Source organism: Pseudomonas sp. C1C7, from assembly GCF_013359595.1.
GTDB lineage: Bacteria > Pseudomonadota > Gammaproteobacteria > Pseudomonadales > Pseudomonadaceae > Aquipseudomonas.
The window spans coordinates 176026-200994 of record NZ_JABFMP010000003.1 but is presented as its reverse complement, the minus strand read 5'-3'; the positions used below and the strand labels follow the sequence as shown (position 1 = coordinate 200994).

Genomic DNA, 24969 nt, shown 5'->3' with positions numbered 1-24969 from the left:
CTGCCTGACCCACCGCATTCGCGAGCAAGCCCGCTCCCACAGGAATCCTCCTGATATTCTGTGCAAAACCCCAACCGAGAGGCTTCATGGCCCTTCCCAGCCGCCATTCACTCTTCCCGTTTCTCAGCTGGTTGCCCCGCCAAACCCGCGCCAGTGTCGGCCGTGACCTGATTGTCGGCCTCAGTGGTGCGATTCTCGCGTTGCCGCAATCCATTGCCTACGCCCTGATTGCCGGCCTCCCACCGGAGTACGGCTTATACGCGGCGATCATCCCGGTGTTGATTGCGTGTCTGTGGGGTTCGTCGTGGCATTTGATCTGTGGTCCTACAGCGGCGATCTCCATTGTCCTGTACGTCAGCGTCAGCCCTCTGGCCGTGCCGGCATCCCAGGACTACGTCACCCTGATCCTGTTGCTGACGTTCCTGGCCGGGATTTTCCAGTGGCTATTGGGCCTGCTGCGCTTCGGCGCGCTGGTGAACTTCGTTTCCCATTCGGTGGTGCTCGGCTTCACCCTGGGCGCGGCGGTGGTGATCGCCATCGGCCAGTTGCCCAACCTGATGGGGCTGGACCTGCCAAGCCAGGCCACCGCGCTGGATAGCTTCATCTCGCTGTTCAGGCACCTGACTGAAATCGACAAGCCCTCGCTGCTACTGGGCCTGGCGACGGTCGTGGTGGGCGTGCTTCTCAAACTGTGGCTGCCGCGCTGGCCGACGCTGTTGATCACCCTCGTACTGGCCTCGCTGCTGGTGTGGCTGTGGCCGTCGATGTTCGGCCATGTGGCGCTGGTCAGCGCCTTCGTCGGCCGGCTGCCGCCCTTCAGCCCGTTGCCGCTGGACCTCGAACTGATCCTGCGCCTGCTGCCCAGTGCGGTGGCCGTGGGCATGCTCGGTCTGGTCACCAGCCTGTCGATTGCCCGCTCGATCTCGGCACGTTCGCAGCAATTGCTCGACGCCAATCAGGAAGTCCGCGCCCAGGGCTTGTCCAACATCATCGGTGCGTTCTTTTCCGGATCGCTGTCGGCCGGTTCCTTCACGCGCTCGGGCCTGAGTTACGAAGCCGGGGCCTGCTCACCGCTGGCGGGGATGTTTTCGGCCATGTGGGTGGCGCTGTTCGCGGTATTCGGTGCGCAGTTGATCGAGCACATCCCGATCCCGGCCATGGCTGGCAGCATTCTGCTGATTGCCTGGGGCCTGGTGGACCATCGCGGCATTCGCGCGCTGCTGCGGGTCAGTCGCGCCGAATTCGTGGTCATGGCCCTGACCTGCATCGCCACGCTGCTGCTGGAATTGCAGACGGCGATCTATGCCGGCGTGCTGGCGTCGCTGTTCTTCTACCTCAAGCGCACCTCGCAACCACGGGTACAGCATGTGCGCGATGGCGACGAAGACATTCTGCGGGTGGGCGGTTCGATCTTTTTCGGCGCCAGCCATTACCTGCAGGTGCGTCTGCAACGGATGCACGGCGCGCGGGTGGTGATCGAAGCGCAGCAGATCAACTTCATCGACTATTCAGGGGTGGAGATGCTGCATCAGGAGGCGCGCCGGTTGCTGCGTCAGGATCGCAGCCTGACCCTGCGCCGGGCGCGGCCGCAGGTGGTGGAGGAATTGCGCAAGCTGGAAGGGGCGGAGAAATGCCCGATTCGCTTCGAAGATTGAAACGCTGCCCATTTTTTAACCACACACCCTGTAGGAGCGAGGCTTGCCCGCGAAGGCGTCTTTGAATACGCCAGAAGCTTCGCGGGCAAGCCTCGCTCCTACAGGTTTCTATGTGGTGTTTACGCGGCTAATTGGCGGCGCAATTCAGCCAGTACCGGCGCCGTATCGGGGCGCACGCCGCGCCACAGGAAGAAGGCTTCCGCGGCCTGTTCGGCCAGCATCCCCAATCCATCCATCGACACCGCCGCGCCCTGTTCGCTGGCCCAGCGGCAGAACGAGGTAGGTTCCTTGCCGTACATCATGTCGTAGCAGACTGTCTTGCCCGGTTCGATCAGGCTGCCGGCAATCGGCGGTACGTCGCCGGACAAGCTGGCGGACGTAGCGTTGATGATCAGGTCGACCGATTCCTCCAGCCAGTCGTAGCCGCTGGCCGATACCGGCCCCAGGTCGCTGAACAGTTCTGCCAGCAGCTCGGCCTTGTCCACGGTGCGGTTGGCGATGATCACCGACGCCGGCTGTTCGGCCAGCAAGGGTTCCAGCGCACCGCGCACCGCGCCGCCGGCACCGAGCAGCAGAATGCGTTTGCCTGCCAGGCTGAAGCCGGCATTGACCGTCAAATCGCGCACCAGGCCCGCGCCGTCGGTGTTGTCGCCCAGCAAGGTGCCGTCGGCGAGCTTGCTCAGGGTGTTCACCGCACCGGCCCGTTGCGCGCGGGCGGTCAGGCTATCGGCCAGGCGGAAGGCTTCTTCCTTGAATGGCACGGTCACATTCGCGCCGCGTCCCTCGAGGAAAAACGCCCGGGCAAAGTCGGTAAAACCATCGAGCGGCGCCAGCGAGGCGCTGTAGTCCAGTTGCTGCGCGGTCTGCTCAGCGAACAAGCGGTGAATCAGTGGCGACTTGCTGTGGCCAATCGGATTACCGAAAACAACGTAGCGGTCCATCAACAATCCTCGTTCAGGCCTCAGCCAACCAGTCGCGGTCTTGCAGGAAGTATTCGGTCAGGCGCGCTTCTTCGCTGCCGGGTTCGGCTTTCCAGTCATAGCCCCAGCGCACTTGCGGCGGCAGGGACATGAGGATCGACTCGGTACGGCCGCCCGATTGCAGGCCGAACAAGGTACCGCGGTCGTACACCAGGTTGAATTCGACATAACGGCCGCGGCGGAATTCCTGGAATTCGCGCTGCTGGGCCGTGAAGGCGTCGTGCTTGCGGCGCTGCACGATCGGCAGGTACGCATCGATGTAGGCGTCGCCGATGGCGCGCATGAAGGCGAAACTGGTGTCGAAGTCCCATTCGTTCAGGTCATCGAAGAACAGGCCGCCGATGCCCCGGGGCTCGTGGCGATGCTTGATGTGGAAATAGCTGTCGCACCAGGCCTTGTAGCGCGGGTAGACGTCCGGACCGAACGGCGCACAGGCCTGTTCGGCGACGCGGTGCCAGTGCACGCAGTCGTCGACGTTGCCGTAGTAGGGAGTCAGGTCGAAACCGCCGCCGAACCACCAGACCGGCTCTTCGCCTTCTTTTTCGGCGATGAAGAAACGCACGTTGGCGTGGGAAGTCGGGACGTTCGGGTTGTGCGGGTGAATCACCAGCGACACGCCCAGGGCTTCGAAGCCACGCCCGGCCAGTTCCGGCCGATGGGCGCTGGCGGACGGCGGCAGGCCGCTGCCGAACACGTGGGAAAAGTTGACGCCGCCCTTTTCGATGAGCGTACCGTTTTCGATCACCCGCGTACGTCCGCCACCACCGGCAGGCCGGGTCCAGGCGTCTTCGACGAAACGCGTGCCGCCGTCTTCGGCTTCCAGCGCAGCGCAGATACGGTCTTGCAGGTCGAGCAGGTAGGCTTTTACGGCCTCGGTGCGGGTAGTCATGGCATCACCTTGGATCGGGCAAAGCTACACGGCGTTCTAAAAGCCGGCGGCAAATTGCTGCACAGGATAACACTGCACCTCGCCGCGTCGCAGTTGACGAAGATCAAGCTTAGGAGTTCGATAGGGCGCTTCGCATTTACACAATCAGCATCGATCTCAGGAGAGAGCAGATGGCAAAGCGTATCCAGTTCCGTGCCCATGGCGGCCCCGAAGTGCTTGAGTATGTGGATTACCAGCCCGCCGCGCCCGGACCGAAGGAAGTGCGCGTGAGCAACAAGGCCATCGGCCTGAACTTCATCGATACCTATTACCGCAGCGGTCTGTATCCGCCACCGTCCCTGCCATCGGGCGTGGGCTCGGAAGGGGCTGGCGTGGTCGAGGCAATCGGCAGCGAAGTCACCGGGTTCAAGGTCGGTGATCGCGTGGCCTACGGCAGCGGCCCGCTGGGCGCCTACAGCGAACTGCACGTTCTGCCCGAGGCGAATCTGGTGCACCTGCCGGACGCCATCACCTTCGAACAGGCCGCCGGGGTCATGCTCAAGGGCCTGACCGTGCAGTACCTGCTGCGTCAGACCTACGAACTCAAGGGTGGCGAGACCGTTCTGTTCCACGCTGCTGCCGGTGGTGTCGGCTCCCTGGCCTGCCAGTGGGCCAAGGCTTTGGGTGTAAAGCTGATCGGTACCGTGAGCTCGCCGGAGAAAGCAGCGCTGGCCAAGGCCAACGGCGCCTGGGCGACCATCGATTACAGCCACGAAAACGTGGCGCAGCGGGTGCTGGAGTTGACCGACGGCAAGAAGGTGCAGGTGGTGTACGACGGCGTGGGCAAGGACACCTGGCTGACGTCCCTGGACAGCGTTCAGCAGCGGGGGTTGGTGGTGAGCTTCGGTAACGCGTCCGGCGCGGTGGATGGGGTGAACCTGGGGATTTTGGCGGCGAAGGGCTCGCTGTACGTCACCCGGCCGACGTTGGGGACTTACGCCAACAATGCCGAGAATCTGCAGCGCATGGCCGATGAGCTGTTCGAGATGATCATCAGCGGCAAGTTGACGGTGGATATCAGTCAGCGGTTTGCGCTGGCGGATGCGGCGAAGGCGCAGACTGAGCTTTCGGCGCGGCGTACGACTGGGTCGGTGGTACTCCTGCCTTAAGTTTAAGGTGTCCTTCAGGGCCTCTTCGCGAGCAAGCCCGCTCCCACACTCGATTGTCTGCGTACACAGATTTTATGTACGACGCAGATCAAATGTGGGAGCGGGCTTGCTCGCGAATGGCAGCGATGCGGTCTTAATCCGGGCGCACAACCCGGCCGGTCGCCAGATCCCGGATCACACTCGGGTTCTTGCGCCCACCCAACATTCCACCCAGCACCATATCCACCTCGCCGCGGAAATACTGCTCGACGCGAAGCCGCGTGCGCGCCGCGGGACGGCCCTGTGGGTTGGCGGAAGTCGATACCAGCGGCCCGACCAGCGCGCACAACTCGCGCACCTGCGGGTGATCGCTGACCCGCAGCGCCACCGTGTCATGCACACCGGTAATCCACTCGGGCAACAGGTTCTGGTGCGGCACCAGCCAGGTGTTCGGCCCCGGCCAGGTGCTGGCCATGCGGTCCATCCATAACTCGGGGAAGTCCTCGAACAGGAAGTCGAACTGGCGAATGTTGTCCGCGACCAGAATCAGGCCCTTGTCGGGAGACCGGCCCTTGATCAGCAACAAACGCTCCACTGCCTCTTCGTCCCATGGGTCGCAACCCAGACCCCAGACAGCTTCGGTTGGGTAGGCAAGCACCGCCCCGGCGCGAATAGCTCGTGCGGCTTGTTGCACACGCCAACTGTTGACCATGAATAAACTCTCCAGAATAAGGCTCTGCGCAGTTTACCGATCTTGTTTATAAAACCTAGCTCACCCGCGCAATCCAGCGCCCGTTTTCGCAGATGGCGCTGCCTTCCATCTCCAGTTCAGTCAGCGCCGACAGCACTTTGGACAACGCCCAGCCACTGGCATCGGCCAACGCTTCACTGGTGTGGGGAGCGGCGTGGAGCAGCGCCAGCAATGGATGGCGCGCAGCCTTGACCGGAGCAGGAGAGAAGGACCCCTGCTGCCAGCCGCGCAGGGCTTCGAGGATGTGTTCGACGGTTTCCACCAGGGCGGCGCCATCGCGGATCAGCTGATGACAACCCTTGGCGCCCGGGTGATGAATCGAACCTGGAATCGCATACACCTCGCGCCCCTGCTCCGCCGCCAGCCGCGCGGTGATCAACGAACCGCTGGCGACACTGGCTTCCACCACCAGCACCCCCAGGGACAACCCGCTGATGATGCGATTGCGTCGTGGAAAATTGCTGGCGCTGGGGCCGGCGTCCAGCGGGAACTCGGAAACCACCGCGCTGCCCGAGGCGATCATCGCGTCGGCCAGTCGACGATTGCGCTGTGGATAAAACTTTTCAATGCCCGTGCCCAGCACGCCGATAGTCTGTCCACCGACATCCAATGCCGCCTGGTGGGCAGCGGCATCGATACCCAGGGCAAGACCGCTGGTGATCACAAAACCGGCACCGGCCAGGCTGCGGGAAAACGCGGCGGCGGTGTCCATGCCCGGCCGTGAAGCGCGACGACTGCCGACCATCGCCAGTTGCGGTTTTTCCAGAATCCCGGGGTCGCCCGCCACGAACAGCAGGGGCGGTGCGTCGCTGATTTGCGCCAGCAGCGCGGGATAGTCAGGCTGGTCCCACATCAATAAATGCTGGGCCGGACGCTCCAGCCAGGCCAGCGCATGGCTGGCACCATCGCGAACTTCGGGACAACGCCGAGCCTCCGCGCAGCTCAGCGGCAAACCCAGCGCCCGCCAGGCACTGGCCGGTGCGCTGATGGCCTTGGAGGCCGAGCCGAAGGCTTCGAGCAGTTTTTTGAACCGCGCCGGACCGATGTCCGGCAAGCGATGCAGACGTAGACGAGCTTCCAGTTCCGCAGGGGAAACCGGTGCAACAGCAGATGGCGGCATGGATCATCCTTGATCGTTATAAGCCCGCATCCAGGCGGGCATAAGCTGTGGATAACTCTGTTGGTAACTTGTGAAGCGTGCTTACGGATTTCGTACCTTGTCCATCACCGCCAGCGAGCGTGAAGCATTGAGCACCAGCCCGTAGCTGAGCTTGTCGTAGGTGCGGAACACCATCAGAAGCCCGGCGCGCTCATCGGGAATCTTCACCGGCTGGCCGCTGATCCGGTCACGCACGGTTTCACCGGTTTTCATCACCGCCAGCACATTGCCTTCGACCAGGCCATCGCGCTGGCCCTTGTTCAGCGTGACCACATCCAGCGCGCCGATCTGGGTCACGCCACGGGGCACATCGATGATCAAGCCTTCGACCGGCTCCTTCGGGGCGCTGGGCATGAAGGTCGAGTTGATCGAGCGCTCCTCGCTGCTGAACAGACGATCGCCGAGGCGCACTTCCTGGGTCGTGCGCTGCAGGGCCAGGGTGGCGACGTCACCCTCGGTGGCGACAATCTCGCCGCCGCCGATGTCATCGGCGTTGATCCCCAGAAACTCCTGGGTCTGCGGATCGGTGTAGACCTTGCCCTGACGGAAGATGCCGTAGACCGGCTGCGCCATGTCGAAGTGGCCACGGGCGAAGATGCGGTCGCCCATGCCGCTGAGCACGCGCTCGGCATCGCCGGCCACGATGTACGGCGCCTGGTCGAAGTCCTCGACTTTGTTGACGATGCGGTTGCTCAGTAGAAAGCTGTTGATGGATTTGAGCGGTATGCTCGGAATGGCATCGGCCACCGGGCTGCTGCGCACTCTGGGCGAAAGCTTGATGGTGCCGCGCGACGCGCCGCGATCGAGGGTCAGGCGTGGCTGGCCATTGACGTAGACCAGCGAAAGCGTATCGCCGGGATAGATGAGATTGGGGTTTTCGATTTGCGGATTGGCCTGCCACAGCTGTGGCCATTGCCAAGGTTCGCGGAGGAATTTTCCCGAGATGCCCCAGAGCGTGTCCCCCGAGACCACCGTGTATTGCTGTGGAAAACCTTCCTTGAGTTGCACTTGCCCGTGGGCCCAACCGGCCGAGACCAGAAGGAGCAGGGCGAGTAGTGATTTCCTCATGCGGTGAATCCCTTTATTATGTCCGTTCGCGTGAAACGCCAGAGCCGTCAGTGGCTCGCTCCCGCCTTGCTTATGAGAAGAAGGGAGCTACGTTTTACAACGGTAGCCTGCATCTTCGGACTCGCCAGGCGCCGATCCGACCATACCTCACACGTGCAGTCATCAAGCTTATGGCCATTTTGAACATCCTCGAATTCCCTGACTCGCGCCTGCGCACCATCGCCAAACCGGTGGCCGTAGTGGACGACGAAGTGCGTCAGTTGGTCGATGACATGTTTGAAACAATGTATGAGGCTCCAGGCATCGGCCTCGCCGCGACCCAGGTCAACGTCCACAAGCGCATTGTCGTGATGGACCTTTCCGAAGACCGCACCGAACCGCGAGTGTTCATCAACCCTGAACTCGAGCCCCTGACCGAAGACATGGGCCAGTATCAGGAAGGCTGCCTTTCGGTACCGGGCTTCTACGAAAACGTCGATCGCCCGCAACGGGTCAAGGTCAAGGCGCTGGACCGCGACGGCAAGCCTTACGAATTGATCGCCGAAGACCTGCTCGCCGTGTGCATCCAGCATGAATGCGACCACCTGAACGGCAAATTGTTCGTCGACTACCTGTCCACGCTCAAACGCGACCGCATCAAGAAGAAACTGGAAAAGCTTCACCGCCAGAACGCCTGATGCCCCTCTTCAAAGGCTTGCCGCGGCAAGCCTTTTTCTTTTCAAGAAGCTTTGCAATAGAGAGCCCCCCATGACCGAGCCACTGCGCATTGTCTTTGCCGGCACCCCGGAATTCGCCGCCGAACACCTCAAGGCCCTGCTGAGCAGCCCTTACGAGATCGTCGCGGTCTACACCCAACCGGATCGTCCGGCAGGTCGTGGGCAGAAGCTGATGCCGAGCCCGGTCAAGCAGTTGGCGCTGGAGCACGACATCCCGGTGCTGCAACCGCCGACCCTGCGCAATGAAGAGGCTCAGGCCGAGCTGGCCGCGCTGAAACCGGACTTGATGGTGGTGGTCGCCTACGGCCTGATCCTGCCGCAAGCGGTGCTGGATATTCCGCGCCTGGGTTGCATCAACAGCCACGCCTCCCTGCTGCCACGCTGGCGCGGTGCGGCGCCGATCCAGCGCGCCGTGCAAGCCGGTGACGCCGAAAGCGGCGTGACCGTGATGCGCATGGAAGCCGGCCTCGACACCGGCCCGATGCTGCTGAAAGTCACCACGCCGATCAGCGCCGAAGACACCGGCGGCACCTTGCACGATCGTCTCGCGCAGATGGGCCCGCCCGCCGTGGTGCAAGCGATTGCCGGCCTCGCCGCCGGGACTTTGGAAGGCGAAGTGCAGGACGACAGCCTCGCCACCTACGCCCACAAACTGAACAAGGACGAAGCGCGCATCGACTGGTCCCGCCCGGCGGTCGAGCTGGAGCGACTGGTGCGCGCCTTCAACCCATGGCCGATCACCCACAGCACGCTGAACGGCGAAGCCCTGAAAGTCCTGGCCGCCAGCCTCGCAGATGGCAAGGGCACCCCCGGGGAAATCATCGGCGCCAGCAAGGACGGCCTGATCGTCGCCTGCGGTGAACAGGCGCTGTGCCTGACCCGCCTGCAACTACCCGGCGGCAAGGCCCTGAGCTTCAGCGACCTGTTCAACAGCCGTCGCGAGAAATTCGCCACCGGCACGGTGCTCGGGCAATGAATCCACGTCTGGCCGCCGCCAAGGCACTGGCCGCCGTCCTCAGCGGCAAAGCCTCACTCAACAGTTCGCTGCCGACGCAGTTGGAAAAGGTCGAAGACCGTGATCGCGGTTTCACCCAGGACCTGGCGTTCGGCACCGCGCGCTGGCAGCCACGGCTGTCGGAGCTGGCGGCCAAGTTGCTGCAGAAGCCGTTCAAGGCCGCCGACGCCGACGTCGAGGCGCTGATGCTGGTCGGCCTCTACCAATTGTTCTACACCCGCGTGCCGGCCCACGCCGCCATCGGCGAAACCGTCGGTTGCGCCGACAAGCTGAAAAAGCCCTGGGCCAAAGCCTTGCTCAATGCCGTACTGCGCCGCGCCCAACGGGAAAGCGAAGCGCTGCTGGCGGAGCTGGAGCGCGATCCGGTGGTGCGCACCGCCCACCCGCGCTGGCTGCAGAAATCCCTGAAGGCGTTCTGGCCTGAGCAGTGGGAATCGATCTGCGCAGCGAACAACGCACACCCGCCGATGATCCTGCGGGTCAACCGCCACCATCATGCTCGCGATGCCTATCTGCAATTGCTGGTCGCGGCGGGCATCACTGCCAGCCCATGCGTGTATAGCCGCGATGGCATCATCCTCGACGCCGCCACCGATGTGCGCAGCCTGCCCGGTTTCGCCGACGGCTGGATCAGCGTGCAGGACGAAGCCGCACAACTGGCTGCCGATCTGCTCGACCTCGCGCCAGGCCAGCGTGTGCTGGATGCCTGCTGTGCGCCGGGCGGCAAGACTTGCCACATCCTCGAAGCCCAGCCAGCCCTGGCCGGCGTGGTGGCGGTGGACCTGGAAGCCAAGCGTCTGGTGCGGGTACGGGAGAACCTCGATCGCCTGGGCCTGAACGCCGAACTGATCGCCGCCGACGGTCGCGACACTCAGGCCTGGTGGGATGGCAAACCGTTCCAGCGCATCCTGCTGGACGCGCCGTGCTCGGCCACCGGGGTGATTCGACGTCACCCGGACATCAAGCTCACTCGCCAGCCCGATGACATCGCCGCGCTGGCGCTGCTGCAAGGCGAGTTGCTCGACGCCATGTGGAAAACCCTGGAGGTCGGCGGCATCCTGCTCTACGCCACCTGCTCCACCTTGCCGACCGAGAACACCGAGGTCATCGAGGCGTTCCTCGCCCGCACGCCGGGAGCCCGTGAACTGGACCTCGCCACCGCAGCGGGCATCAAGCAGCCTCACGGCCGCCAGTTGTTGGCCCAGGAAGGCGGGCACGATGGTTTCTATTACGCCAAGCTGATCAAGATCGCCGCCGCGCGCGGTTAAACGGATTCAATGGAGTGACTGGATGAAAATCATCATCCTTGGTGCGGGGCAGGTGGGGGGTTCGCTGGCCGAACACCTGGCGAGCGAAGCGAACGACATCACGGTGGTCGACACCGACGGCGAACGCCTGCGCGACCTCGGCGACCGCCTGGACATCCGCACCATCCAGGGTCGCGGCTCGATCCCCAGCGTGCTGCGCCAGGCTGGCGCCGACGATGCCGACATGCTGGTTGCGGTGACCAACAGCGACGAAACCAACATGGTCGCCTGCCAGGTCGCCCACACCCTGTTCCACACGCCGACGAAGATCGCCCGGGTCCGCGAAGCCGCGTACCTGACCCGCGCCGATGAGCTGTTCGACAACGAAGCGATTCCGGTGGACGTGCTGATCAGCCCGGAACAGGTGGTCACCAACTACATCAAGCGCCTGATCCAGCATCCGGGCGCCTTGCAGGTGATCGACTTCGCCGAAGGCAAGGCGCAACTGGTGGCGGTGCGGGCGTACTACGGCGGGCCGCTGGTGGGCCAGCAATTACGCCAGCTGCGCGAGCACATGCCCAACGTCGAGACCCGCGTCGCGGCGATTTTCCGTCGAGACCGGCCGATCCTGCCCCAGGGCGATACGGTGATCGAAGCGGACGACGAGGTGTTTTTCATCGCCGCCCGCGCCAACATCCGTGCGGTCATGAGCGAAATGCGTCGCCTCGACGAGACCTACAAGCGCATCGTCATCGCCGGCGGCGGGCAGATCGGCGAACGACTGGCCGAAGCCATCGAAAGCCGTTACCAGGTAAAAATCATCGAGATGAACCCGGCGCGCTGCCGCCATCTCTCCGATCACCTCGACAGCACCGTGGTGCTGCAGGGCAGCGCCTCTGACCGCGACCTGCTGCTGGAAGAGAACATCGCCGACGCGGACATCTTCCTGGCCCTGACCAACGACGACGAGGCCAACATCATGTCCTCGCTGCTGGCCAAGCGCCTGGGCGCGAAGAAGGTGATGACCATCATCAACAACCCGGCCTACGTCGACCTGATCCAGGGCGGTGATATCGACATCGCCATCAGCCCGCAGCTGGCAACCATCGGCACCCTTTTGGCCCACGTGCGCCGCGGCGATATCGTCAGCGTGCACTCACTGCGCCGGGGCGCGGCGGAAGCCATCGAGGCCATCGCCCACGGTGACGCGAAATCGAGCAAGGTGATCGGCAAGGCCATCGAAAACATCGGCCTGCCGCCGGGCACCACCATCGGCGCGATCATCCGCGATGAAGAAGTGATCATTGCCCACGACGACACGGTGATCCAGACCGGGGACCATGTGATCCTGTTCCTTGTGGATAAAAAGCATATTCGCGATGTGGAAAAACTGTTCCATGTGGGATTGAGCTTCTTCTGATCCCGATTTTGGGGTGATTTGGCGGGCCTCTTCGTGGGCAAGCCTCGCTCCTGCAGTTCACAAAACCCGTAGGAGCGAGGCTGCCCGCGAAGGCGATCTCATTGAAACGAATCAATCCCCAGACAAGGACCCCACCATGATCGAATCGCTGGAAAAAATGCTCGCCAAGGGTGTGGATAACCCGTTGCTGCGCTTCGGCCTGGGCAAGGGCTATCTGGATCTGGGGGACAACGCCAAGGCTGTGGAACATTTGCAGCGCTGCGTCGAGCTCGATCCGAAGTATTCGGCGGCCTGGAAACTGCTGGGCAAGGCCCATCTGGCGCTGGCGGAGCATGGCGCCGCGCGCTCGGCCTGGGAGAAGGGCCTGCAAGCCGCGCAAGCCCATGGCGACAAGCAGGCCGAGAAGGAAATGACGGTGTTCCTGAAGAAACTCGACCGTCAGGCACACTGAAAGCTATTTAGAGATAACGCAGGCCAATCCCCTCGGCATCCACCTGCACCACCTCCATCTTCACCTTCGGTGCGCCTGTGGGTAAGTCCTGGACCTGCCCGTAAACCACAGCGCCTCTGGGCAATGCCGCCAGGGCCGGATGCTTGACGTAGACCCCGGTGGTCGAAAGATTGCGTGTCTGGCCCAGGCATTCGCCAAAGCTCTCGTGACTGATCTTGATGCGAAAGGATTTGCGTTGTTCGGACATCTATTGCGCCCTTCAATGAACGGTTGTGGATAACCCCGCAAAGGAATTATCCACAGATCATGCCAATCGACTCAGTACCAGCGCTCCTCTCCCGGAGGACGCTTCTTGAAACGCTTCATACTCCACATGTACTGGCTCGGATACGCCCGCACATAACGCTCGACCACCTGGCTCATGGCCGCGCAGGAGGTGGCGGTGTCGGTGCTGTACATGGCCTCGGGCGCCGCTTCCAGGATCACTTTGTAGCCCGAACCGTCCGGCAGGCGCAGGGCATGCAGGAACACGCCGACCGCCTTGTGGCCTGCGAGCATGTTCGGCACGAACTTGCTGGTCAGGGCCTGGGTGGCGAAGAACGGCACGAAGATCCCGGCGGACTCGGCCGGTTCCGGGTCAGCGGGAATCCCCACTGCACCACCTTTGCGCACTTCCTTGATGACGCTGAGGATGCCTTCCTTGGTGGAGGCTGCCACCTTGTTGCCCAATTGCACCCGCTGCTTCTGCAGCAATTCATCCACAGCCTTGAGCTTGGGCGGACGGTAGAAAATGATCGGTTTGCACTGGCTGCAATAGAAGTGGTTGAGCACTTCCCAGTTGCCCAGGTGGCTGGTGATGCCGACGACGCCTTTGCCCGAGGCGAGGGCATCCTTCAATACGTCGAGGCCTTGGACTTCGCGCACCAGATCGATGGAGCGCTGAGCCGGCCAGATCCAGGCGCAGGCGCTTTCGGTCAGGGACTTGCCGATGTCTTTCAGGCTCTGGCCGACCAGGCGCTCGCGTTCGGCGGGGTCCATGTCCGGAAAGCACTTGGCGAGGTTGATCCGCACCACATCGCGCGAACGATTGGGGGTTTTCCACATCACCCAGCCAATGGCCGAGCCAACGGCCTGCACTGCCCGCCACGGAAGCAGGGCAAACAGCCGCAGAGCGCCTACCAGCAAGGCGCCTTTAAACTTATCCACAGGTCACTCCTGATCTTGTGCTGTGCGCGAGGCGGCTATTCTAACCGCCGTTCGCCAGCATCGCGTAGCGGTCGCAATCCTGCGTGTGGTCCATGACCATGCCCGAGGCCTGCATCAACGCGTAGCAAATGGTCGGCCCGACGAAAGTGAAGCCGGCCTTTTTCAGGCCCTTGCTCATGTCCACCGCCTCGGGCGTGACGGCCGGCACTTCGCTGCGATCCTTGAAGTGATTGATCTTCGGTACACCGCCGACGAAGGACCAGAGAAACGCCACCGGGTCCTCCAGCGCCATCCAGGCCTGGGCATTGCGCCGGGCCGCATTGAGCTTGAGGCGATTGCGGATGATGCCCGGATCGAGCATCAATTCATCGATTTCCGCGTCGCTCATCTGCGCCACGCGCTGCACATCGAAGCCGAACATCACCTGGCGATAATGCTCGCGTTTGCGCAACACGGTGATCCAGGAGAGCCCGGCCTGGAACCCTTCGAGCAAAAGCAACTCGAACAAACCCTGCGCATCGCGTAGCGGCGTGCCCCACTCCTGATCGTGATAAGCCATGTACAGCGGATCTTCGGAACACCAAAAGCAGCGTGGCATAAGGCTCCAGGGGGCGTGCGCAGCAATGAATCGGGTATACTCCCGCTCTTTAAATCGCAGCCCAAGAAACAGGTGAATTTCGTGAGCCAGCCTACGCCAGCCGTGCGTACCTTCCAAGACTTGATCCTCGCCCTGCAGCAATACTGGGCCGAGCAAGGTTGTGTGGTACTTCAGCCCTACGATATGGAAGTAGGCGCCGGCACTTTCCACACCGCTACATTCCTGCGCGCCATCGGCCCGGAAACCTGGAACGCCGCCTACGTGCAGCCAAGCCGCCGCCCGACTGACGGCCGCTACGGCGAAAACCCGAACCGTCTGCAGCACTACTACCAGTTCCAGGTGGTCCTGAAGCCGAACCCGGACAATTTCCAGGAACTGTACCTGGGCTCCCTCAAACACGTGGGCCTGGACCCACTGGTGCATGACATCCGCTTCGTCGAAGACAACTGGGAATCGCCGACCCTCGGCGCCTGGGGTCTGGGCTGGGAAGTCTGGCTCAACGGCATGGAAGTGACGCAGTTCACTTACTTCCAGCAAGCGGGCGGCATCGAATGCTACCCGGTGACCGGCGAGATCACTTACGGCCTGGAGCGTCTGGCCATGTACCTGCAGGGCGTGGACTCGGTCTACGACCTGGTCTGGGCCGACGGCCCGTTCGGCAAGGTGACCTACGGCGACGTGTTCCACCAGAACGAAGTGGAACAGTCGACCTACAACTTCGAACACGCCAACGTCGAGAAGCTGTTCGAACTGTTCGACTTCTATGAAAGCGAAGCCAAGCGCCTGATCGAGCTCGATGAGCCGCTGCCTTTGCCGAGCTACGAAATGGTGTTGAAGGCTTCCCATACCTTCAACCTGCTGGATGCGCGCCGGGCGATTTCCGTGACTGCGCGTCAGCAATACATCCTGCGTGTTCGCACCCTGGCGCGTTCCGTTGCGCAAGCCTACCTGCTGGCGCGCGCCAAGCTGGGCTTCCCGATGGCGACCCCGGACCTGCGTGACGAAGTACTGGCCAAGCTGGAGGCTGCACAATGAGTGCTCTGGATTTTCTGGTTGAACTGGGCACTGAAGAACTGCCACCCAAAGCCCTGAACACCCTGGCCGAGGCGTTCCTTGCCGGTATCGACAAGGGCCTGCAAGCCGCCGGCCTGAACTACGAGACCAAAACCGTCTACGCCGCGCCGCGTCGTCTGGCCGTGCTGATCACCGCGCTGGCCACCCAGCAGCCGGATCGCAGCATCAACCTGGACGGCCCGCCACGCCAGGCCGCCTTCGATGCCGAAGGCAATCCGACCCAGGCGGCACTGGGCTTTGCCAAGAAGTGCGGCGTCGAGCTGAGCGAAATCGACCAGAGCGGCCCGAAACTGCGCTACAGCCAGAGCATCGCCGGCAAGCCGACCGCCAGCCTGCTGCCGACCATCGTCGAAGACTCCCTCAACGACCTGCCGATTCCAAAGCGCATGCGCTGGGGCGCGCGCAAGGAAGAGTTCGTTCGTCCGACCCAATGGTTGGTGATGCTGCTCGGTGACCAGGTCATCGACTGCACCATCCTCGCCCAGAAGGCCGGCCGTGACTCCCGCGGTCACCGTTTCCACCACCCGGAAACCGTGCGCATCGGTTCGCCGTCCAGCTACCTGGCCGACCTGCGTGCCGCCTACGTGCTGGCCGACGCCAACGAGCGTCGCGACATCATCAGCAAGCGCACCGAAGAACTGGCCACCCGCCAGGAAGGCACCGCCATCGTGCCGCAGGATTTGCTCGATGAAGTGACCGCGCTGGTCGAGTGGCCTGTGCCGCTGGTGTGCTCGTTCGAAGAGCGCTTCCTCGATGTGCCACAAGAAGCCCTGATCACCACCATGCAGGACAACCAGAAGTACTTCTGCCTGCTGGATGTCGACGGCAAGTTGCTGCCTCGTTTCATTACCGTGGCCAACATCGAGAGCAAGGACCCGCAGCAGATCATCGCCGGTAACGAGAAAGTGGTTCGCCCACGTCTGACCGACGCCGAGTTCTTCTTCAAGCAGGACAAGAAGCAGAAACTGGAAGACTTCAACCAGCGCCTGCAGAACGTGGTGTTCCAGGAAAAACTTGGCAGCGTGTACGACAAGGCCGAGCGCGTTTCCAAGCTCGCGGCTTATATCGCCGCGCGCATCGGCGGCAACGCTTCGTGGGCCGCGCGTGCCGGCCTGCTGTCCAAATGCGACCTGGCGACCGAAATGGTCGGCGAGTTCCCGGAGATGCAAGGTGTCGCCGGCTACTACTACGCCCTCAACGACGGCGAGCCGGAAGACGTCGCTCTGGCCCTGAACGAGCAGTACATGCCGCGCGGTGCCGGCGCTGAACTGCCGAGCACCCTGACCGGTGCGGCCGTGGCCATCGCCGACAAGCTCGATACCCTGGTGGGCATCTTCGGCATCGGCATGCTGCCAACCGGCAGCAAGGACCCGTATGCCCTACGCCGTGCCGCACTGGGCGTGCTGCGCATCCTGATCGAGAAACAACTGGATCTGGACCTGAACGACGCCGTGGCCTTCGCCGTGAATGCGTTCGGTGCCAAGGTCAAGGCGGCCGGTCTGAACGAGGCGGTGCTGGAGTTCATCTTCGATCGCCTGCGTGCGCGCTACGAAGACGAAGGCGTCGACGTTGCGACCTACCTGTCGGTTCGCGCCCTGAAGCCAGGTTCTGCCCTGGACTTCGACCAGCGTGTTCAAGCGGTGCAAGCGTTCCGCAAGTTGCCGGAAGCCGCTGCACTGGCCGCCGTGAACAAGCGCGTATCGAACCTGCTGAGCAAGGTCGAAGGCTCCGTACCGACCGTGGTGGAAGCCAAGTACTTCGACAACGCCAATGAGTTCTCCCTGTACTCGGCGATCCAGCAGGCGGACCAGGCGGTTCAGCCGATGGCCGCTTCGCGTCAGTACAGCGAGTCCCTGGCTCGCCTGGCTGCCCTGCGCGAGCCGGTGGATGCGTTCTTCGAAGCCGTGATGGTCAACGCGGAAGATGCCAATGTCCGCGCCAACCGTTATGCCTTGCTGGCGCGCCTGCGTGGCCTGTTCCTCGGCGTCGCCGACATTTCGTTGCTGGGGTAAGACTGTTTGAAACTGCTGATTCTCGATCGGGACGGAGTGATCAATTACGACTCCGACGCTTACATCAAATCGGTGGAGGAGTGGATTCCACTTCCCGGTTCGATCGAAGCCATCGCGCAGTTGAGCAAGGCCGGCTGGACGGTAGCAGTCGCTACCAACCAGTCGGGCATCGCTCGCGGCTATTACGACATCGCGACCCTGGATGCCATGCACGAGCGCTTGCGCTCGCTGGTGGCAGAGCAGGGTGGCGAGGTCGGGCTGATCGTCTACTGCCCGCACGGGCCGGACGATGGTTGCGATTGCCGCAAGCCAAAACCCGGGATGTTGAAAAACATCGCCGCACATTACAACGTATCGCTGACCAATCTCTGGTTCGTCGGCGATAGTATCGGTGACCTGGAAGCCGCCAAAGCCGTCGATTCTCAGCCAGTTTTGGTAAAGACCGGGAAAGGCGAAAAGACTTTGGGCAAGACCCTACCGGTGGGCACCTTGATTTTCGACGATCTGGCGGCGATTGCCGCAGAACTTATCCTCAATTAAAGCGCTTTCGACATCCTGACAAGGAATGTTCGGGAGTGCGCTTTCAGTCGGGCAATGCCCGTAACGGTAAACGTCGCCATGTCGATACTGCAGGCCATCAGAATCTTCCTCTTTTACCTGCTGCTGGGCACCAGCTCCCTGCTGTGGTGCAGCCTTAGCTTTTTTATCGCGCCCTTTCTGCCGTTCAAGGCGCGCTATCGCTTCATCAACGTTTACTGGTGTCGCTGCGCCTTGTGGTTGAGCAAGGTGTTTCTCGGCATCCATTACGAAATCAAGGGCGCAGAGAACGTGCCGGAGCGGCCCTGCGTGATCGTGTCGAATCACCAGAGCACCTGGGAAACGTTCTTCCTGTCGGCCTACTTTTCGCCGTTGAGCCAGGTGCTCAAGCGCGAGTTGCTGTACGTTCCGTTCTTCGGCTGGGCGATGGCCATGCTGCGACCGATCGCCATCGATCGTGACAACCCGAAAGCCGCGCTCAAGCAAGTCGCCTCCAAGGGCGACGAGCTGCTCAAGGACAACGTCTGGGTACTGATTTTCCCGGAAGGCACCCGCGTTCCTTACGGCACCGTTGGCAAATTCTCGCGCAGCGGTTCTGCGCTGGCGGTGAATGCAGAACTGCCCGTATTGCCCGTCGCCCACAACGCCGGCAAGTTCTGGCCCAAAACCGGTTGGGCCAAGAAACAGGGTGTGATTACCGTGGTCATCGGCGCACCGATGTATGCCGAGGGCAGCGGACCTCGCGCCATCGCCGATCTGAACGATCGGGTGCAGGCCTGGAACGAGCAAACCCAGCGGGAAATGGGCTCTCTGCCACCGGCTCCGCAGGCGCCGACCGCTAGTGATCAGGTGGCCGTCTGAGTTTCTGTGGATAACCTGTGTACCAATTTATTGACAGGTTTCCAATTTCGCTTCTAAACACATGATTTATTTAGATATTTTTTAAAGCTCTAAAACCTGGAAAAACGTGAATAAGTTTTTTTCGGGCGCAAAAAAACCGGCTGATATAGCCGGTTTTTTTATGCCCGCGAACAGGCTGTTTCACTCTTCATACAAAGGGAACTGCAGACTGAAGCAAGTACCTTCGCCGAGTACGCTACGGCAGTCGATCCGGCCCCCATGACGATCCACCACGGCCTTGACCATCGACAGTCCCAGACCCACGCCATCAATCCCTTGGGCCGAGGAAAACCGCCGGTACTGGCTGAACAGATCCGGCAACTCCTGGGTGGCAATGCCCTTGCCCTGATCGATCAGTTCGCAGGTGAGCCAGCCGTCACTGCGGCTGACCTGCAGGCTCACACGCGTTCCGCTGGCGCTGTACTTGATGGCGTTCTCCAGCAGGTTGAACATCGCCCGGGTCAGCAGCGCCTGATCGGCCATGATCAGGCTTTCCTGGGCGTGCTCGTCGATCTGCTGGTCCAGTTCGATCTCTTTCTGCTGGGCAATGGGCAAGGCCTGGTCGAACACATCCAGAACCACCATGGCAAAAAGGCTCGGCTGAAACGCATAGGCTTCGGATTCAGCCTTGGCCAACTGGACGAAGCCGTCAGTCAGGTTCAGTGCCCGACGCACCTGTAATTCGATCTGGTCGAACAATTGCGCATCGCCACCAACCTGATGCCGATGCACATCGAGCAGGGCAAGGATGGCCGAGTGGGGCGCTCGCAGGTCGTGGGACAGGAACCGCAGCATCACGCTGCGCTGTTCCTCCGCTTCGCGCTCGACACTCAGGTCAGTCAGGCTCAGCAGCCAACCGACCGGCGTTTCACCGCCCACAGGCAGCAGCGGCGCACGCTCCAGGCGCAGACTGCGCTCCTTGATATCGCGGAATTCCAGCATCGGTAACTCGGACAACAGCGCAGGCGTGCTTTGAGCCAATGCCGGGTAGCCCAATTGCTTCAATTGCTCGAGTACGTCATCGCCCACCAGTTCAGCGCTGAACAAGGCGCGAGCCTTGCGGTTGCCCAGCAGGATTCGTCCCTTGGGGTCGCTGATCAGCGTGGCGACGGGCAGATACTCCAGGCCATCGGCGATGAAACGCCGGGCATCTCGCGTGCGGCTGATGGCTTGTTCCAGTGCGATGACCTGGCCACGCAGGCGGTCGCCGGTGGGGAAGTGCGAGCGACGGCGCTCGGGAAAGATTTTCGGTTCGCTGTCGAGTCGCGCCAGCTCCCAGCCGAAATAGGTCAGCACCACACTCAGGCGCCGCCAGTTCCAGATCAGATAGCCGAACAACATGCCCAGAACGCTGGGGGTCGGTGACCACCAGTAGCGCTGCTCCGCCAAGCCGGCACTGGTGAGAAACGCACAGCCCATGCCCGCCAACGTCACCCAGAGCGCCAGCCGAGGTAACCACAGCAGCAATCCCAAAACCGAGATCAGCAGGCCGAAGGAGAGAAAAGCGCCGAAGGCTGGCGTGGCATCGTGCAGGTTCATCTGCGTGCGATAAGACAGCAGGGCAGTCAGCGGCAACAGCACCACGCTTATCCACAGCCATTCACGGACCATTTTCCTGAACAGCCGCTGGACTTGGGTCGGCTCCCGGCTTTCCCGACGACGCTCTTTCATCTTGAATACCCGGTCGCGAGAGAAATCGTTCATGGGGGCACAGGTCTGGATGGATGACTGAAATCATAGCGGACGTCGACCAGCGGCGTGCTTCTTACTTTCACTCCGCCACTCGAGAAGCTATCGTCCTCTCATTGTGGAGTGTTTTCAGAGCCAAGGAATCACCGCCCATGCGTATCGCAGTGCTCGACGATGAACCGGCTGAATTGCGCCGGGTGGAACAGACGCTCCATCAGATGACCGAACCGGGCGAAGACGCCTGGGCCCTGCACAGCTTTGAGAGGGGAGAGGACCTGCTGCGTCAGTTGCGCAGGGAAACCTACGACCTGCTCATCCTCGACTGGCAACTGCCAGACCTCAGCGGCATCGCGCTGCTGCAGTGGACCCGCGAACACATGGACGCCCCACCAGCGGCCATCATGCTCACCAGCCGCGATACCGAGAGCGACATCGTCCAGGCGTTGAATGCCGGTGCCGATGACTACGTCAGCAAACCCTTTCGCCCCAACGAACTCAAAGCCCGCGTCACCGCCGTACTGCGTCGACGCAGCCAGCAGCGCACCGCGGCAAACGAAGTCCTGAGCTTCAATGACCTGGTGTTCGACGACGCCGACCTGACCATCAAACGCGCCGGCAAGCCCATCGTCCTGACCGAACGCGAATACCGCCTGGCGCGCTGTCTGTTCACCAATCTCGGGCGGCCATTGTCACGGGAATACCTCTATCAACGCTTTTGGACCCATGAAGAAATGGACTCCTCCCGGCCGCTGGATACTCACATCTATCGATTGAGAAACAAACTGGGATTGACCGCAGATCGGGGTTGGCAGTTGCTGACTATCTATGGGTATGGGTATCGGTTGGAGAGTGTGACGGCTGTGACTTCGTGAGTCGCGAATTGTTGAAGGCAAAAGAAAAGCCCGCTTGCGCGGGCTTTTCAATTGAGCGTTACCTGTACCGCCGAATCAGAAGTCCAGGTTGGAAACCGCCAAGGCATTGCTTTCGATGAAGTCACGGCGAGGTTCGACCGCATCACCCATCAGGGTGTTGAAGATCTGGTCGGCGCCGATGGCGTCTTCGATGGTCACTTTGAGCATCCGGCGTACGCTTGGATCCATTGTGGTTTCCCATAGCTGATCCGGGTTCATTTCGCCCAGACCTTTGTATCGCTGAATGGTGTGACGCTTGGTGCTTTCAGCCATCAGCCAGTCCAGGGCTTCCTTGAACTCGGTGACCGATTTTCTGCGCTCGCCACGCTGTACGTAGGCACCTTCATCCAGCAGGGTGCTCAGTTGTGCGCCCAGGGAAACGACGGTCTTGTAGTCGTTGCTGCCGAAGAAGTCGCGGTTGAAGGTGACGTAGCTGGACAGGCCGTGGGAGGTCAGTTCGACTTCCGGCAGCCATACGCCACGCTCACGGTCTTCACGCAGGCTGGCTTTGTAGACCAGGCCGGACTTCTCTACGCCGCGCAGGCGAGTTTCGTACTGGGCCAGCCAGTCTTGCATCGCTGCGTGGTCGCCGAGCTTTTCCAGGCTCACGGCCGGCAGGTAGATGAAGTGTTCGGTCAGCTCCTGCGGGTACAGGCGCGACAGACGCTTGAGGGTCTTCATCACCATGCGGAAGTCGTTCACCAGACGCTCCAGCGCCTCACCGGAAATGCCCGGGGCGTCTTCGTTCAGGTGCAGGCTCGCATCTTCAAGGGCCGACTGCGTCATGTACTCTTCCATGGCGTCGTCGTCTTTGATGTATTGCTCTTGCTTGCCTTTCTTGACCTTGTACAGCGGCGGCTGGGCGATGTAGATGTAGCCGCGCTCGATCAGCTCCGGCAACTGACGGAAGAAGAAGGTCAGCAGCAGGGTACGGATGTGCGAACCGTCGACGTCAGCATCGGTCATGATGATGATGTTGTGATAACGCAGCTTGTCGATGTTGTACTCTTCGCGACCGATACCGCAGCCCAGCGCAGTGATCAGCGTGCCCACTTCCTGGGAAGAGATCATCTTGTCGAAGCGTGCTTTCTCGACGTTCAGGATCTTGCCCTTCAGAGGCAGGATCGCCTGGGTGCGGCGGTTGCGTCCCTGCTTGGCGGAGCCGCCAGCAGAGTCACCTTCCACGAGGTACAGTTCGGACAGGGCAGGGTCTTTTTCCTGGCAGTCAGCCAGTTTGCCCGGCAGGCCGGCGATATCCAGCGCGCCTTTGCGGCGGGTCATCTCACGTGCCTTGCGCGCCGCTTCACGGGCACGGGCGGCGTCGATCATCTTGCCGACAACCAGCTTGGCTTCGTTCGGGTTTTCCAGCAGGAAGTCCGAGAAGTACTTGCCCATTTCCTGTTCGACCGCGGTCTTCACTTCGGAAGACACCAGCTTGTCTTTGGTCTGGGAGCTGAACTTCGGATCCGGCACCTTCACCGAGATGATCGCGGTCAGGCCTTCGCGGGCATCGTCGCCGGTGGTCGCAACCTTGTGCTTCTTGGCCAGGCCTTCCTGCTCGATGTAGTTGTTCAGGTTGCGCGTCAGTGCGGAACGGAAGCCCACCAGGTGGGTGCCGCCATCACGCTGAGGAATGTTGTTGGTGAAGCACAACAGGTTCTCGTTGAAGCTGTCGTTCCACTGCAGGGCGATTTCCACGCCGATGCCGTCTTCACGCTGGATGTTGAAGTGGAACACCTGGTTGACCGCAGTCTTGTTGGTGTTCAGGTATTCAACGAATGCACGCAGGCCGCCTTCGTACTTGAACAGCTCTTCCTTGCCAGTGCGCTCATCTTTGAGAACGATGCCGACGCCGGAGTTGAGGAAGGACAGTTCACGAATGCGCTTGGCCAGGATGTCCCAGCTGAAGTGAATGTTCTTGAAGGTTTCCTTGGAAGCCTTGAAGTGAATCTGGGTACCGGTGGTTTCGCTGTCGCCAACGATGGCCATAGGCGCCTGTGGAACACCGTGAACGTAAGTCTGTTCCCAGATCTTGCCGCTACGGCGAACGGTGAGGACCAGCTCTTCGGACAGGGCGTTCACTACCGAAACACCTACGCCGTGCAGACCGCCGGATACCTTGTAGGAGTTGTCGTCGAACTTACCGCCAGCGTGGAGGACGGTCATGATGACCTCGGCGGCAGAAACGCCTTCCTCTTTATGCACGTCTACCGGGATGCCACGGCCGTTGTCGCGAACGGTGATGGATTCATCCGGGTGAATGATGATGCTGATGTCGTCGCAATAGCCGGCGAGTGCTTCGTCGATCGAGTTGTCGACCACCTCGAACACCATGTGGTGCAGGCCGCTACCATCATCGGTGTCGCCAATGTACATACCGGGACGTTTGCGTACGGCATCCAGGCCTTTCAGCACTTTAATGCTCGTTGAGTCGTACGTATTTTCTTCGCTCAATGCCTTCACTCCCGATGGTCGTGGGTCTGGGTGATACGACCCTGTTCCACGTGGAACAGAGCGACTGGCGTTTCCGTCTGCCAGCCTTCCCTCAGTAATTCGTGATCTACACAGGTGATAAATACCTGGCAGCGTAAGTCTTCCAGCAAGCGGCAAAGCGCGCGACGGTGGTGCTCGTCCAGCTCGGACGGCAAGTCATCCACCAGATAAATACACTGACCGCGTCGGGCCTGGCTAACCAGATGCCCCTGGGCAATCCGCAATGCACACACCACCAACTTCTGCTGTCCACGGGACAAGATGTCCGCAGCATTGTGAGCGCCCAATCTGAGGCGCAAATCTGCACGTTGTGGTCCGGCCTGGGTATGACCCATTTGCTGGTCCCGGTGAAGGGCGCCGGCGAGCACTTCGCTCAATTCACGGTCTTTATCCCAACCTCGGTAATAGCTGAGCGTTAAGCCCTCAAGCTCAACCAATTCGCTCAAAGTTTGTTCAAAGACTGGTTTCAAGGCTTTGATGTAAGCGCGGCGGTATTCATCGATTTCAGCGCTGGCCTGGCACAGTTCCCTGTCCCAAACCGCTTGCGAAACGGCGTCAAGTGTACCATGCCGCAGCCAGGAGTTTCTCTGGCGCAACGCCTTCTGCAGCCGCTGCCAGGTTGACATGAAGCGAGGTTCCACGTGGAACACTCCCCAGTCGAGAAACTGTCGGCGAATCTTCGGTGCGCCTTCGAGCAAGCGGAAACTGTCGGGGTTGATCAACTGCAGCGGCAACATTTCCGCCAGTTGCGCTGCGCTGCGAGCGTTCTGCCCATCAATGCGGATCTGGAATTCCCCCTGGCGATCCCGGGAAATCCCCAGTGCGCTGTGTCCACCTTCAGCCAACTCCACTTGGCCGAAAACCGTACACGCCAACTGTTCGTATTGAATGACCGGTAACAGGCGGGTGCTGCGAAACGAACGGGCAAGCCCCAGCAGGTGAATGGCTTCCAGAACACTGGTTTTGCCGCTGCCGTTGGCGCCGTAAAGAATGTTGATTCGGGGAGAGGGGGAGAAGGTCACCGGGTGCAGATTGCGCACCGCGGTGACCGAGACGCGACTTAAGGACATC

General features: G+C 61.5%; 23 protein-coding genes. 12 read left to right on the top strand and 11 right to left on the bottom strand.

From position 1 onward, the window contains the following. The first annotated feature begins 86 nt into the window (after positions 1-86). Positions 87-1655, top strand: a complete 1569-nt coding sequence (locus tag HNO86_RS03945) for a SulP family inorganic anion transporter (RefSeq protein WP_175375717.1) — start codon at positions 87-89, stop codon at positions 1653-1655. A 119-nt stretch (positions 1656-1774) separates the two neighbouring features. On the opposite strand, the gene aroE is transcribed toward HNO86_RS03945, so the two are convergent. Together aroE and hemF are read right to left on the bottom strand one after the other, a co-directional pair. Next, a complete protein-coding gene (gene aroE / locus HNO86_RS03940; RefSeq protein ID WP_175375716.1) occupies positions 1775-2596 on the bottom strand; it encodes a shikimate dehydrogenase in 822 nt (273 codons plus the stop codon). 13 nt (positions 2597-2609) lie between these two features. Then, positions 2610-3524: an oxygen-dependent coproporphyrinogen oxidase gene (gene hemF / locus HNO86_RS03935; RefSeq protein ID WP_175375715.1), complete on the bottom strand. Its 915-nt coding sequence runs from the start codon at positions 3522-3524 to the stop codon at positions 2610-2612. 170 nt (positions 3525-3694) lie between these two features. Here hemF and HNO86_RS03930 point away from each other — a divergent pair, with 170 nt between their 5' ends. After that, positions 3695-4672 carry an NADPH:quinone reductase gene (locus tag HNO86_RS03930; RefSeq protein ID WP_175375714.1) on the top strand — a complete coding sequence of 326 codons (978 nt, stop codon included), beginning with the start codon at positions 3695-3697 and terminating at the stop codon, positions 4670-4672. Between the two features lie 133 nt (positions 4673-4805). Here HNO86_RS03930 and HNO86_RS03925 read toward each other — a convergent pair whose 3' ends face one another. From HNO86_RS03925 to HNO86_RS03915, 3 genes are all read right to left on the bottom strand, one after another. Further along, positions 4806-5363, bottom strand: coding sequence for an L-threonylcarbamoyladenylate synthase (locus tag HNO86_RS03925; protein WP_175375713.1), 558 nt, complete (start codon positions 5361-5363; stop codon positions 4806-4808). A gap of 55 nt (positions 5364-5418) precedes the next feature. Next, entirely contained in the window at positions 5419-6522 is a 1104-nt protein-coding gene (gene dprA, locus HNO86_RS03920) for a DNA-processing protein DprA (RefSeq protein WP_175375712.1), read from the bottom strand. Between the two features lie 81 nt (positions 6523-6603). Beyond that, entirely contained in the window at positions 6604-7629 is a 1026-nt protein-coding gene (locus HNO86_RS03915) for a LysM peptidoglycan-binding domain-containing protein (protein WP_175375711.1), read from the bottom strand. 170 nt (positions 7630-7799) lie between these two features. Here HNO86_RS03915 and def point away from each other — a divergent pair, with 170 nt between their 5' ends. The 5 genes from def to HNO86_RS03890 all read left to right on the top strand — a co-directional run bounded on the left by def (position 7800) and on the right by HNO86_RS03890 (position 12478). Further along, a complete protein-coding gene (def, locus tag HNO86_RS03910; RefSeq protein ID WP_175375710.1) occupies positions 7800-8306 on the top strand; it encodes a peptide deformylase in 507 nt (168 codons plus the stop codon). Positions 8307-8376: 70 nt separating this feature from the next. Beyond that, positions 8377-9321 (top strand): methionyl-tRNA formyltransferase, encoded by a 945-nt coding sequence (gene fmt / locus HNO86_RS03905; protein ID WP_175375709.1) that lies wholly within the window; start codon positions 8377-8379, stop codon positions 9319-9321. Next, positions 9318-10628 carry a 16S rRNA (cytosine(967)-C(5))-methyltransferase RsmB gene (gene rsmB, locus HNO86_RS03900; protein WP_175375708.1) on the top strand — a complete coding sequence of 437 codons (1311 nt, stop codon included), beginning with the start codon at positions 9318-9320 and terminating at the stop codon, positions 10626-10628. The genes fmt and rsmB overlap by 4 nt, the downstream gene beginning before the upstream one ends. A gap of 22 nt (positions 10629-10650) precedes the next feature. Next, entirely contained in the window at positions 10651-12027 is a 1377-nt protein-coding gene (gene trkA / locus HNO86_RS03895) for a Trk system potassium transporter TrkA (RefSeq protein ID WP_175375707.1), read from the top strand. Between the two features lie 136 nt (positions 12028-12163). Next, a complete protein-coding gene (locus HNO86_RS03890) occupies positions 12164-12478 on the top strand; it encodes a tetratricopeptide repeat protein (RefSeq protein ID WP_175375706.1) in 315 nt (104 codons plus the stop codon). A gap of 7 nt (positions 12479-12485) precedes the next feature. On the opposite strand, the gene HNO86_RS03885 is transcribed toward HNO86_RS03890, so the two are convergent. The 3 genes from HNO86_RS03885 to tag form a co-directional block, all read right to left on the bottom strand. Beyond that, a complete protein-coding gene (locus tag HNO86_RS03885) occupies positions 12486-12725 on the bottom strand; it encodes a PilZ domain-containing protein (RefSeq protein WP_175375705.1) in 240 nt (79 codons plus the stop codon). Between the two features lie 71 nt (positions 12726-12796). Next, complete coding sequence (locus HNO86_RS03880) at positions 12797-13684, bottom strand: lysophospholipid acyltransferase (RefSeq protein ID WP_175375704.1); 888 nt, start codon at positions 13682-13684, stop codon at positions 12797-12799. Positions 13685-13724: 40 nt separating this feature from the next. Next, entirely contained in the window at positions 13725-14282 is a 558-nt protein-coding gene (tag, locus tag HNO86_RS03875; RefSeq protein ID WP_175375703.1) for a DNA-3-methyladenine glycosylase I, read from the bottom strand. A gap of 81 nt (positions 14283-14363) precedes the next feature. Between tag and glyQ the strand changes: the two genes are divergently transcribed. The 4 genes from glyQ to HNO86_RS03855 all read left to right on the top strand — a co-directional run bounded on the left by glyQ (position 14364) and on the right by HNO86_RS03855 (position 18766). Beyond that, positions 14364-15317 (top strand): glycine--tRNA ligase subunit alpha, encoded by a 954-nt coding sequence (glyQ, locus tag HNO86_RS03870; RefSeq protein ID WP_110967948.1) that lies wholly within the window; start codon positions 14364-14366, stop codon positions 15315-15317. Next, a complete protein-coding gene (glyS, locus tag HNO86_RS03865) occupies positions 15314-17368 on the top strand; it encodes a glycine--tRNA ligase subunit beta (RefSeq protein ID WP_175375702.1) in 2055 nt (684 codons plus the stop codon). Before glyQ ends, glyS begins: the two co-directional genes overlap by 4 nt. Before the next feature lie 6 nt (positions 17369-17374). Continuing rightward, the gene (gene gmhB, locus HNO86_RS03860; RefSeq protein ID WP_175375701.1) at positions 17375-17908 is read left to right on the top strand and encodes a D-glycero-beta-D-manno-heptose 1,7-bisphosphate 7-phosphatase; all 534 of its coding nucleotides are present in this window, start codon (positions 17375-17377) and stop codon (positions 17906-17908) included. 78 nt (positions 17909-17986) lie between these two features. Further along, on the top strand, positions 17987-18766 hold the full coding sequence (locus HNO86_RS03855) for a 1-acyl-sn-glycerol-3-phosphate acyltransferase (protein WP_175375700.1): 780 nt from the start codon (positions 17987-17989) through the stop codon (positions 18764-18766). 180 nt (positions 18767-18946) lie between these two features. Here HNO86_RS03855 and HNO86_RS03850 read toward each other — a convergent pair whose 3' ends face one another. After that, complete coding sequence (locus tag HNO86_RS03850; protein WP_256672543.1) at positions 18947-20509, bottom strand: HAMP domain-containing sensor histidine kinase; 1563 nt, start codon at positions 20507-20509, stop codon at positions 18947-18949. A gap of 137 nt (positions 20510-20646) precedes the next feature. Between HNO86_RS03850 and HNO86_RS03845 the strand changes: the two genes are divergently transcribed. Next, a complete protein-coding gene (locus tag HNO86_RS03845) occupies positions 20647-21366 on the top strand; it encodes a response regulator transcription factor (RefSeq protein ID WP_175375699.1) in 720 nt (239 codons plus the stop codon). Between the two features lie 75 nt (positions 21367-21441). Here the strand turns inward: HNO86_RS03845 and gyrB are convergent, their stop codons facing one another. Continuing rightward, complete coding sequence (gyrB, locus tag HNO86_RS03840; RefSeq protein WP_175375698.1) at positions 21442-23859, bottom strand: DNA topoisomerase (ATP-hydrolyzing) subunit B; 2418 nt, start codon at positions 23857-23859, stop codon at positions 21442-21444. Between the two features lie 5 nt (positions 23860-23864). Beyond that, positions 23865-24968, bottom strand: coding sequence for a DNA replication/repair protein RecF (recF, locus tag HNO86_RS03835; protein ID WP_175375697.1), 1104 nt, complete (start codon positions 24966-24968; stop codon positions 23865-23867). Between the last annotated feature and the right edge of the window lies 1 nt (position 24969).